Here is an 11,310-nt window from a genome sequence, read left to right on the forward strand (position 1 = left end):
AACGCATCGGGTTTGGCCGTGACGAATGCTCCCGCAACGAACGCGGTACGCGCCGCGCGGCGCGAGGTCTCGAATTCGCTCGCGAACATGTTCATCCCCGCCCCGGTGCAGCCGAAGTATGATACGTCGAAGTTCGTCAAGTACGCCTGGCGCTTCCCTGACTACCGATATTATCGTGTCGAGAAAGAGGAGTATTCCCTTGATGAAGTGAAGAGCATGATAGACGGTGACCCTGACAACCCCGTGCTTGTACGCATCATCGAGAAGCCGGTCATGCAGTTCTCCTATACGCCCGTGCCCGATGCGGCGAAGGAGGCCTTGTCCTTCGGTGTCGGCAGCTTTTCGAACAATGCATCCGGAACGAACATCGGCATGACGGACAGGAAACGCCTTGCCGAATGGAGCGATCTGACGCTGTCGTTCAGCCCCGCGCTCGCGAAAGCGGACAATGCCGAGGCTGTCGCCAGGCTCTTCGATTATCTGGCAGGGTTCGGCATATGCCGGAAGGCCGCGGGTGCCGGTATCAATTACCGTTTTTCCCACTTCTACTACACGGAGAATTATTCGAACATCATGGATGCGTTCTCGAAAATGAACCATATCCCGGACGATGTCCGGTACCGCATGGAGGATTCGTTCCGCACGCAGTATGACATATCGAAAAAGATAATCGAATTCCGTCTCGCGCTCATGAACGGGCTCACGGCGCTTCCTGATGTCGAGAACGTCCCGTTCCGGTCAATGGAGGGGGCCGATCCCGTATTCCTGTACTGGCTCGAGCAGCAGCCGCTCATCGATTCCGAACATATCTTTGATGAGCTCGTCACGAGGAGCAAGGTCGTTATGCGGCAGTTCATCGATCAGAAGATCGCCGAGCTCCTTCAGGCCGAGGATGCTGCCGATATGCGTCGGCGTCTTTCGGTCATGGGCATCAAGGAAGCCGTCGGGTTTTCCGAGTTCTTTGCGCGCTCGCGCTTCCAATATTTTGAAGGGACGATAGGCAGAAAGGAGCTTGCGCAGCAGCGCCTTGATCAGACCGGCAGGAACAGAGTGCAGGTCATGGATGTCAAGGTGCTTACCTCGCTCACCACCTATGTGCTCGACCAGATCGTCCGTCCGGTCAATACGAATCTCGCGGGGTGGCGTTTCGGTTCGGTCGACGATACGCGGACGCGGCATCGATACATGGTGGGCATGAAGCCGTATGTCGACGGCGGCAGGACGAAATTCGTCATCATGTATTTCGATCCGGCGCTCCTCGCCGAATTCTCCATGGCGCAGTTCACCAATCAGAACGGACCTATCGTGATGTCGCGCTCCCGCGCCGCGCAGATCGATTTTGACCGCATCGTGAGATCGTCGGATGTCATCTGGAACAGGAACCAGTTCTTCTATGTCCAGCGCTATTCCGAGGATCTGATACAATCGACCATTAATGCCGATATCGCTTTCCCGACCTTGGATACGCGGTGACCCCGTCGGAACGGAAAGCGGTCCTGCCGGAAGCCGAACGCATGAAGAGCCCCCCGAGAACGATGGAATTGGTATCCCCGGCCGGGAATGCGGAGAAATGCGCGGTCGCCTTCCATTACGGCGCGGATGCGGTGTATATCGGCGGTACGAACTTCAATCTTCGGGCTATGGCCGCCGGCGCTTCGGCGGAGGTGCTTGCGGGAACGGTACGCGACGCGCATGAGCATTATCACGGTAAGGTGTATCTTACGCTCAACGCGTATCTGCACGAGGCGCAAAGCGCAGCGCTCATCGATTTTCTTTCGGAGATACGGGATATCCCGTTCGATGGCTATATCGTTTCCGATCTTGGAACGCTTACGGCGCTCGAGCGGACGATACCTTCTGCGCGCATTCATGTGAGCACGCAGGCGAACGTTACCAATGCCCTTGCCGCCGAACGCTGGCGGTCGCTCGGTGCCTCGCGTATCGTGCTCGCGCGTGAGCTTACGCTCGATGAGATTCGCGCCGTCCGCGACGGTACGGACGCCGAACTCGAGGTGTTCGTTCACGGCGCCATGTGCATCGCCTATGCGGGGCGCTGTCTCGTTTCCAATTATCTCACCTCGCGCAACGCCAATAGCGGCGACTGTTCCCATGTCTGCCGATGGCAGTATCGTTTGCTCGAGGAGCGTACGCGCGCGGGCGAATATCTCCCCGTCATCGACGGCGACGGCTATGCGATGATACTGAGCTCGAAGGACCTGGCCATGGCGCGTCATCTGAAGGCCGTATCCGATGCGGGCGTGGATGCGGTGAAGATAGAGGGCCGCATGAAGAGCGTTTACTATGTGGCGAATGTCACGCGCGTATACCGGAAACTTATCGATGCGCTTTCGGGCGCGACATCATTCGATGCGGTGACAGCATCCGGCGACCTTTCCGCCTATATCGATGAGCTTGAGAAGGTCACGCATCGCATGTACGGTACGGGGTTCTTTTTCGGCGGGCCGGCGGCGGAAGGAGCGCATCCTTCCGAGGCATCGTATATTCCCGGTCGCCGGCTTATGGCGATGGTCACTTCCGTCGATGGTGCGCGTGCGCGTATTACGGTGTACAATACGATATCGCCTGCGATGACGCTTGTTGCCATAGGGCGCGACTACTGCACGCGGGAATATCCTGAGTACAAGCTCATGGTCCGCGATGACAGCGGCATACATGACGCGGAGCGTGTACGCGGCGTTGACGAGGCGTATATCGAGACGGTGATACCGCTGTCTCCCTTCGATATACTCACGGTGGAACAATGAGGGCGTTCACCGCATATATCATCGCCGGCGATGCGGGCGGTTTTTTTGCGCCGATGGCCGATGTTGCAGGCAGGCCGTTCCTCGCATGGCAATTGGAATGGCTCTGCCGCCATTCGGTCACCGATGTCGTTGTCGCGGGGAATATCGATGTGATCCGTGAGCATTTCGGCGACGGCGGGAATATCGGTATGCGATTGCGATATGCCCCTTCGAACGGGCTGTCGTTTGCCGGATCGTTCTTTTCGGCGGCGGCACTTTACCCCTGCGAGGCATATCTGCTTCTCAGCGGGAAAAGTTTTTTCAATATCGATCTCACGTGGTTCATGCGTTTCGCGTACGAGCGCGGCGAGTGCTCTGCTGCGGTCAAATATCTGCCGGACATTCCCCTCGGGCCTATCGCGCTCGATGACGGTTTTCGTATCGTACGGCCCGACAGATCGCACGATATCTTCGTTGAGGGGTATCACTACGGCGGTGTGTACGCTGGTCGTTTTGCATCGCTTGTGCGTCCATCGCAAGCCCCGCACGCTGACGGGGATCTCTCCCCGGCCGTGTGCGGCATACCGTTCGGCGACCGCTTCATCGATGCCGACAGCGGATATGAACGCCTTGCGGCGGACCCGTCGGCATATTTTTCGGCGAAGAAGTCGTCCGCGATTTTTCTCGATCGCGACGGCATCCTTGTTGAGGACACCGGTTATCTTGCATCAACGCGGGATGTGCGCATCATCGATGAGGCGGTACTGCTGGTGCGCCGTGCCAATGAGCGCGGCAGGAAGGTCATCGTGCTCACGAATCAGGCCGGTGTTGCAAAGGGAAAATTCTCCGAGGCGGATGTGACTGCGCTCAACCGATATATCGGCGATGGATTCCAAAAGCGCGGCGCGTGCATCGATGGATGGTATTATTGCCCGACACATCCTTCAGCATCAGTGGCATCGTATCGCCGTGAGAGCCTGCAGAGAAAGCCCAGCCCCGGCATGCTGCTTCTCGCCTGTGATGACCATGCGATCGATGCGACAGGCGCGCTCATGATAGGCGATAAGGATTCGGACGCGCTTTCGCTCCCGTACATCAGAACGCACCTCCTGCAGGGCGCCTATCCCATTACGCGCAGGGATAACCTCTCGACCTGGGATAGAGCGATGCGGGCTGTCGGCGATTAGTGGAACGGCCCTCCTGCTGATCACATTGGAAGCGTTGTTTCTGCCACGGTGATCATTCCTTGACGCGGCCTCTGTCCGCTGTCATTGCTTTTTTATCCATACGCCCTATAATATGCAGAGCGAAATCGCCAGGAAAAGGTGCATGGGAAAGATCCTCTTTGTTTCATCGACCAAGAAGGTTGCGGATGAGATAGCCGGCATAGTCCGTGATCACTCGGTACCGGCGAATTTCTCGTTCTGCGATGATATCAGTTATGCGATAGAGATCCTGAGCTATGAGCTCCCCGAGCTTCTCATCCTCGATTTTGACGATGCCTCCCTGCCGCTCGAGCCGCTCCTGGAGAAAATGCGCGAGGATCCGTGGCTCCACTACGGCTGGATAATCGCGCTTCGATCGAAAGGGAGCGAGAGCGAATTCCTTTCGGCGATGCGGTATGCGAACATCATCGCCGTGCTCCGAGCGAAGGATATGCAGCGGCGGCTGCCCAGCATCGTGAAGATCGTGATGGACAATAAGCATCTTCTTTTCCAGCGTGACCTTCAGCGCTCGATACGTACGACCGTCTCGGGTATGTTCATCGTCGATAATGACCCCTATGAAGTGAACGTGTATGCGAGCATCATATCGAATTATCTTTTCTACAGCAATTACGTCGATATCGAGAAACGCGACAATGTCAAGGTGGCGCTCGTGGAACTCCTGCTCAATGCCGTCGAGCACGGGAACTGCGAGATAACCTTCGAGGAGAAGACGCGTTTTTCCCTCGAGGGCGGGAGCATCTTCGACCTTATCGATGAAAAGCTCAAGGACAGGCGCATCGCGGCGCGGCGCGTGAATTTCTCCTACCGCATTGCGCCGGAGCGCACGCATCTTATCGTCCGCGACGAGGGGAAGGGGTTCAACTGGCGCATGGTAAAAAAACCCGCCGAGGTGAATCGGGAGATGCTCGATCACGGCCGCGGTATTGCGGTGGCCGAAAGTTCTGCGGGCGGGTTGAAGTACAACGAAAAAGGGAATGAGGTCAGTTTCGATGTCGACCATCAGGAGTCGCGCAATAATCTCGTGCCGATAATCTTCGACAAGAAGGATGAGATATCGTTCAATCCGGGGCAGACCGTGTTCACGATGGGGGAGGAATCGAATTTCCTCTACTACATACACAGCGGTGCGTACGGCGTGTATGGGAACCGTAACAAGCTCATTGCGACGCTGAATTCAAGCGATATTTTCATCGGCGAGATGTCATTCCTGCTCAATGACCGGCGTACGGCCACCGTGCGCGCTCATTCGCAGGGCACGCTCATCAAGATATCAAAGAAAGAGTTCACCGACGCGATAAAACGATATCCCTATTACGGGCTGATACTCGCACGGCTGCTGGCGAACCGCATCGACAGAATGAACAAGATGCTCTGAGAGGCGTAAGCGCTATTTCGTGTTCTTCTTTACCGGTTCGGCGATGATGCTGCCGACGACCGTACGCTTGCCGAGCACCGTGATCTTGTGCGGGGCGTTCCTGATAAGGGCGCTGATATCGGTGCCCGCTTTTCCTTCCTTGTGCGCGCCGTCCTTCCACGCTTCGACGCCGCTTACATCATAGATGATGCCGTCGACGGCGACATAGGCGCTTTTGCCGTTCTTGCCGTTAAAGGCGGCCAATTCCTTAATGGTCAATCGCAGTTCTTTCGTATCCGACTTTACATCGGTCGTGTTCGGGGCGCACTTTCCTGCCGCATTCGGACATTGTGCGCTCAGGGATACAACCGTTCCGAGCATTACGAGAATCGATAGTACGGTCTTCATTGCATCCTCCGCGGACTGTTTTCAAGGATGGTGCGGTGTCCGAAAAAAAAGCAATGCCCCGTATACCCCCTCATACTCAGATAAAAATTGATAAACCACAGAGAAATGCGAGTGAGAGCACAGAGAAAAAATATCATGCAATGCAACAATCCGGTGCACATGGTTCCCCCTGTTTTAATCTGTATTCTCTGCCTTTTCTCATCTCTACGGTTGCCTTTTCCCAATGCGAGGAATTGGGATGCCGGGGATCGGACGGTTTACATTTTGTACCCGCTCTTATATACTACGCACAATGATCGAGCGGATGTGCAAAATCCTGGGAATTATCGCTATGGTGACGGCCCCGTATACACTGAGCGCAGCATCGTATGAGATACGGCTTGTCGTCGGCGGCATAACCGTTGCGGGCGATGCCGTGCGCGTTGATGTGAGCACGACGCCGCTCCCGGAGGCGTTCGCGGTGCAGATAGACGCGGGTGCGGTATTCTCCGTGAACTACCATATCGAATTCCGGCGCGTGAACCTCTTTCTTGACGATACGATACGCCTTGTCCGCATCAATCGCATCATCTATCGCGATTTCTGGGACAAGCAGTACATCATCGAGCAGGCGGGCGGGGTGCGCCTTTATACGACGCCGCGCCGCGATGAAGCAATAGCGTATCTGAGCCGTATCGATGATGTCTTGCTTGCACCGCGCCGCTCGCTCATACCGGCCGCGCGGTACTATTTCAGGACACGGCTCACCGCGCAGGTGGTCGAGGCGTATCCGTATTTCAATATATTCTTCAATTTCATCGCGGCCCTCCGGTATAAGATAGACTGGCGCACGAGCGATGTGATGACGGGGCGGTACCTTGTCGAGTGAAATTGTGGATACGGACGCAGCGTTCAAGAAGGAGAACATCGCCGTATTCTATAAATTGCTCATCCTCATATTCAATGCGGACGAGTATGTCTCCGACGGCACCATACCCGAAGCGGAGAAGGAAACGCTGTCGAATTTCCTCCGCATATTCTCGCAGTACCGCGAAGATGATATCGCGTTCCAGAACATACTGTCCTCGAAGGCCGAGACGCTTGACGACGTCATCGCCCAGCTTTCCGCGCTTACGTCCGACGTATCGTTTTACTACATCCTCCAGGCGTACGCGCTCTGCGCGGTGGACGGCATCAATATCATCGAGGCGGAGATACTGACCTCGATCGCCGAAGCGGTCATTAAGGACGCACGGGCGATGGCGATCATCAACAGCGTATTCACGGTCAGGGATTACGATAATCCGGACATACTGTACATCGGCAACGACCCGCACCTGTGCGATATCGTGAAGACGCGTGATGAGCTTTCCGCGTACATCATCCGGCGCAATGACAATTACTACCTGCTGACCGGCGTCACCCGCGGGCTTCTCCGGATGAACAATAATGCCGCGTTCGATCACATACTCTACCGGTTCGACATCAATGACCGATTTTCGGTGAACAATGAAGGCGTGAGCTTCGCCGACATCATGCTGCGTTTCGAGCTCAAGAACAACGATGCGCACATCGCGTTCTTCATCGTCAAGAAGGCGATGAAGTCGGGCACCACGTTCTCGATAATCCCCTACGACGTCGAGCCGTCCGCGGGTGAGGTGATAGGCATCATCACCGTCAAGCGCTCGCATATATCGGTCATGAAGAACAATCAGACCGTCGATATCACGGTCGGGAGCCACTCCGTCGGGCGTGAGGTATACAACGGTTCCATCGATGACCGCATTCTCATCGACAATCACTTCCTTTTCGACCTGTCAAGCGATCTGTCGTCCATCGTCTTCTCGAATTCCATCACCTCGAAGATAATCAAGAGCAAAGAGGTGACCATCGGCAATGACAAGCTGTGCGATGTGTTCGTACCGCTTACGCTCCCCAGGAACCGTGTGGCGCGGCTCACATTGAAGTATGTGAAGAACCGGAAATGGGTGCTCGATACCATCGAGGCGCATCTTCCGGTGAGCATCAATAATGTGCCCGTCCGCAAACGGCGAGCGGTCGCGCGCTCGGGCGATGTCATCGAGATCGCGCGCAACTACATCATATTCGATCCGGACAATAATAACGTGAGCCTCCTTAAGACGAAGATCCATTCGGTCAAGGCGAACGAGCTCACCTTCCGCTTCCGCGACGGGACGAACGGCATCACGCGGCTTCTGTTCCAGAACACCAATAAGGATTTCTGCTGCATCATGGGTCCCTCCGGGAGCGGCAAGTCGACCCTGGTGAAGCTTTTGACCGGGTACCGCCCGCCGGAGGTCGCCGCATCGCTGCAGTTCAACAATTATCCCCTCTACGAGCATTTCGATTCCTTCAAGAAGCACATCGGCTATGTGTCGCAGGAAGATCTCCTTTTTGAGAACCTGACCGTGTACGAGAACATGTTCTTCTATGGCCGCATCAAGGCGCCTGAACTTGACCCGGCCGAGCTCGACCGTAAGATAATCAATGTGCTCACCGAGCTCGGCATTGCCGACAAGCGCGACCAGGTGGTCGGTGCGCCGGACGCGCGGGTGCTCTCCGGCGGCGAGCGTAAGCGGCTGAACATCGGTCTTGAGCTCATGAGCGACGTGAGCGTGCTCGTGCTCGATGAGCCGACATCCGGCCTTTCGAGCTTCGACACGATAAAGATCATCGATCTCCTCGGCGCCATCGCCATGCAGGGGAAGATACTGTACGTCGTCATCCATCAGCCGAGCCTCGATGTGTTCATGAAATTCACCCATCTCATACTCCTTGATCGCGGCGGTCATCTGGCGTATTTCGGGGCGACGAGGACGGCGTTCAGCTATTTCAGCAAATACCATGTGAAGAGCCGCTCCGTCCGAACACCCGACGATATACTGGAAGTGCTCGAGGCGGTGAAGCTTACGCCGGACGGTGAGACGATATACGAGTATGACAGCCGCAACAATAAGATACCCATGCGGGTGAAGACGCCCAAGCAGTGGAGCGACGAATACTATACGCGCCGCTATCGCGAATTCGATACGCCGTCGACCGCTGATGAGACAGCGAGCGCGGAGGAGAACATCCTTCCGGAAGCCGCCGTGCTCACGGTCCGCCACCGGCTTGCGCAGTTCATTCATCTCCTCGCGAGGAATTTCATCAACAAGTTCCGTGACCGTGCGTCCACGGCGCTGTCGCTGTTCATACCTGCGGTGCTCGCGGTGTTCCTTTCCGCCGTGCTCCGGTATCAGGAGGGCACGAGCCCGTATACGCTCGCGGACAATATCAATATACCGAAATATCTCTTCCTGAGCAGCATTATATTCATATTCCTCGCCGTATCGAATTCCATCAGCGAGGTATTGAAGGACCGTCTTGTGCTCGATAAGGAGAAGCTCATCGGCTACTCGTCGGTGTCCTATCTGATAGCGAAGATCGCGCCGCTCACCCTCGTCTGCGTATATCAGGTCCTCATCTATACGGTCATATCGTTCCTCATACTCGGCGTGCCGATCTTCATTGCGTACGACGGTATCACGTTCGTATCGCTGTTCCTCAAGTTCTCCTTACTGAGCATTACGGCATCGCTTTCGGCGACCGCCCTCGGCCTTTTCGTTTCCTGCTTCCTCACCTCCGAGAAGGCGGCCTTTCTCGCAGTGCCGCTCATGATAATACCGCAGATAATCTTCGGCGGCATGTTCCTCAATTTCAATGAGCTTAAGATGCTCAATCTGTTCGCCAAGAACCGACCCGTGCCCGTGCTCTGCAATGCCATTCATTCCCGCTGGATGTACGAGGGCTATCTCAATGTGTTCCGCTATGATAATCCGGATAAAGTGGTGACGTTCCAGACCGAGGCCTTTACCGAGCGGTTCGGGAAGTTCAATAATCGCGAGGTCATGGATGTGTTCCGGAAGTACAATCTGAGCAGTGCGAAGACCGAATCGGTACGCGAAGCCGAGGAAGAGGCATCGCTCGATCGTTTCGAGAGATTCACCGATGCGGTGCGCGCGCTTGAGGACGGGAAATTATCGTTCATTGACTACCTGAAGCTTGCATATTCCGGGAATGTGAACCATTTCCCGTATTACAAGAAGATAGTGTATCCGTTCGTGCTCGGTGCGTACCAATACGATCTGGCCGCGCTTGTGGCGATATTCACCATACTTTTCGCGGCGACAGCGGTGAAGCTCGAGCGTGACCGGCAGTAAGCAGACGGCAGCGGCTACTTTTTACCCTTCTGCTTCGTCTTGCCCTCTTCCTCGAGCGGGGCATAGCCGAACGCATAGCCGACCCATGAGCCCTCGGTGGACGCTTTGTTGAGTTTTATCTTGATGAGGTATTCACCGGTATAATTCGGTTCGAACTGCACGAAGACGCCTTTCGCGCCGCCGGATTCGGTGTTGCAGCACCAGCGCGTCTTTCCGCCGTAATCGTAGACCTCGATGCTGACATCGGCGACGCTTTCATCGCCGGCGGCGAGGAAGATGTACTTGTTCTCGGAGTAGAGCGTCGTCTGGATGACAAGGGCATACCCCTGATACGTATAGCCGATGTCGGTGGTCTCCGAATCGAACACGTAGGTGGGGAATTTCTTCGACATGTCGTTCATGTACTTCGTCATGTTCTTGCGTGCGACATCCTCGGATGCGGACATGAGGAATGCAAGAGCGAGGACGGCGAAGAGGGAGACGCGTATCGTTTTCATCTGCTTCCTCCGATCACTTCGTGATAACGGCAAGTTTCGTTCTGAACGCGCCGATCTGGTCGCGCAATGCGGTGAGTTCGGCTTTTGACAGCGTCTTGCCTTCCTTGATCGTCATCTTCGGTTTTACGGCGCGCAGGAAATCGATGATGTTCGCCATGCGCTTGTCGGCGTTCGCCTTCGCGAGGAAGTCATCGATCTCGATGGCGCGATTGAAGACTATGGTCGATGCGGGATTGTATTTCAGCAAGAGCCCATTGGCACCGATGTAGTTGAATTCGAGCCATGCGCCGAAGCCGATCTGGTCGACGATGGTCTTGTTCCCGGTGCGCCCGTAGTAGCGCTTGAGCTCGTCCTTGATATAGCGTATCTCCGACTCTATCTTACGGTAGCTTTCCGGCTTATCGTCCTTGAAATAATCGCCGAACTTCTGGACGCGTTTCTTTATGCTCACCAGTACCGAATCGTCATCGATGTCGATATCCCGCGTGAGGCGTATGATGTTCGTTGAGATGATGTTCACGTACTGTTCTTCGCGTGTTGCGGCAGCAACGCTCCAATTCGCGAAGAGCACGCCGATCTGATATCCGACGACGTCCTTCTTCGGTTTGAGCTCATTGGTATAGATGAGCTTTTTCCAGTCGACATCCCTCAACTGGCGTTTGAGCGATATGAACGCTGCCTCGGGCGGGAATATGACACGGATCGTCGTGTCGCCGCGCGGCGGCTTCTCGGCGGGGGTTACGAAGGCGGCTACGGCCATGAAAACGGTTGCAACGGCGAGAAGAAGGCGTTTCATCGTGCACTCCTATGGGTGTTCACCGCATGCGCAGGGCCATATGCGGATAGGGTGATTATACCCCGCCGGCGGCATTAGTCAAT

9 protein-coding genes are annotated in these 11,310 nt (G+C 55.6%); 6 read left to right on the plus strand and 3 right to left on the minus strand.

The genetic code is table 11. From position 1 onward, the window contains the following. The 4 genes from AABZ39_03820 to AABZ39_03835 form a co-directional block, all read left to right on the plus strand. Positions 1-1,473, plus strand: a 1,473-nt coding sequence (locus tag AABZ39_03820) for a hypothetical protein (protein MEK6793877.1), incomplete at its 5' end; no start/stop codon positions are given. Next, a complete protein-coding gene (locus tag AABZ39_03825) occupies positions 1,470-2,765 on the plus strand; it encodes a peptidase U32 family protein (protein ID MEK6793878.1) in 1,296 nt (431 codons plus the stop codon). The genes AABZ39_03820 and AABZ39_03825, both read left to right, overlap by 4 nt. After that, positions 2,762-3,931 (plus strand): HAD-IIIA family hydrolase, encoded by a 1,170-nt coding sequence (locus tag AABZ39_03830; protein MEK6793879.1) that lies wholly within the window; start codon positions 2,762-2,764, stop codon positions 3,929-3,931. Before AABZ39_03825 ends, AABZ39_03830 begins: the two co-directional genes overlap by 4 nt. Positions 3,932-4,073: 142 nt before the next feature. Next, positions 4,074-5,348: a cyclic nucleotide-binding domain-containing protein gene (locus tag AABZ39_03835; GenBank protein MEK6793880.1), complete on the plus strand. Its 1,275-nt coding sequence runs from the start codon at positions 4,074-4,076 to the stop codon at positions 5,346-5,348. A 12-nt stretch (positions 5,349-5,360) separates the two neighbouring features. On the opposite strand, the gene AABZ39_03840 is transcribed toward AABZ39_03835, so the two are convergent. After that, complete coding sequence (locus AABZ39_03840) at positions 5,361-5,735, minus strand: hypothetical protein (GenBank protein MEK6793881.1); 375 nt, start codon at positions 5,733-5,735, stop codon at positions 5,361-5,363. Between the two features lie 304 nt (positions 5,736-6,039). Here AABZ39_03840 and AABZ39_03845 point away from each other — a divergent pair, with 304 nt between their 5' ends. Beyond that, positions 6,040-6,603, plus strand: a complete 564-nt coding sequence (locus tag AABZ39_03845; protein MEK6793882.1) for a DUF4390 domain-containing protein — start codon at positions 6,040-6,042, stop codon at positions 6,601-6,603. A 4-nt stretch (positions 6,604-6,607) separates the two neighbouring features. Further along, complete coding sequence (locus tag AABZ39_03850; GenBank protein ID MEK6793883.1) at positions 6,608-9,934, plus strand: ATP-binding cassette domain-containing protein; 3,327 nt, start codon at positions 6,608-6,610, stop codon at positions 9,932-9,934. Positions 9,935-9,948: 14 nt separating this feature from the next. Here the strand turns inward: AABZ39_03850 and AABZ39_03855 are convergent, their stop codons facing one another. Together AABZ39_03855 and AABZ39_03860 are read right to left on the minus strand one after the other, a co-directional pair. After that, entirely contained in the window at positions 9,949-10,431 is a 483-nt protein-coding gene (locus tag AABZ39_03855) for a hypothetical protein (GenBank protein MEK6793884.1), read from the minus strand. A 13-nt stretch (positions 10,432-10,444) separates the two neighbouring features. Next, positions 10,445-11,227 (minus strand): hypothetical protein, encoded by a 783-nt coding sequence (locus tag AABZ39_03860; GenBank protein MEK6793885.1) that lies wholly within the window; start codon positions 11,225-11,227, stop codon positions 10,445-10,447. Positions 11,228-11,310: the final 83 nt, after the last annotated feature.

The sequence above is a fragment of the Spirochaetota bacterium genome, from assembly GCA_038043445.1.
GTDB lineage: Bacteria > Spirochaetota > Brachyspiria > Brachyspirales > JACRPF01 > JBBTBY01.

What these genes read in the sequence shown, in the direction of transcription:
- AABZ39_03830 (MEK6793879.1), top strand. Translation starts at nt 2,762, where the DNA reads ATGAGGGCGTTCACCGCATATATCATCGCCGGCGATGCGGGCGGTTTT.
- AABZ39_03845 (MEK6793882.1), top strand. Translation starts at nt 6,040, where the DNA reads ATGTGCAAAATCCTGGGAATTATCGCTATGGTGACGGCCCCGTATACA.
- AABZ39_03855 (MEK6793884.1), bottom strand. Translation starts at nt 10,431, where the DNA reads ATGAAAACGATACGCGTCTCCCTCTTCGCCGTCCTCGCTCTTGCATTC.
- AABZ39_03840 (MEK6793881.1), bottom strand. Translation starts at nt 5,735, where the DNA reads ATGAAGACCGTACTATCGATTCTCGTAATGCTCGGAACGGTTGTATCC.
- AABZ39_03835 (MEK6793880.1), top strand. Translation starts at nt 4,074, where the DNA reads ATGGGAAAGATCCTCTTTGTTTCATCGACCAAGAAGGTTGCGGATGAG.
- AABZ39_03860 (MEK6793885.1), bottom strand. Translation starts at nt 11,227, where the DNA reads ATGAAACGCCTTCTTCTCGCCGTTGCAACCGTTTTCATGGCCGTAGCC.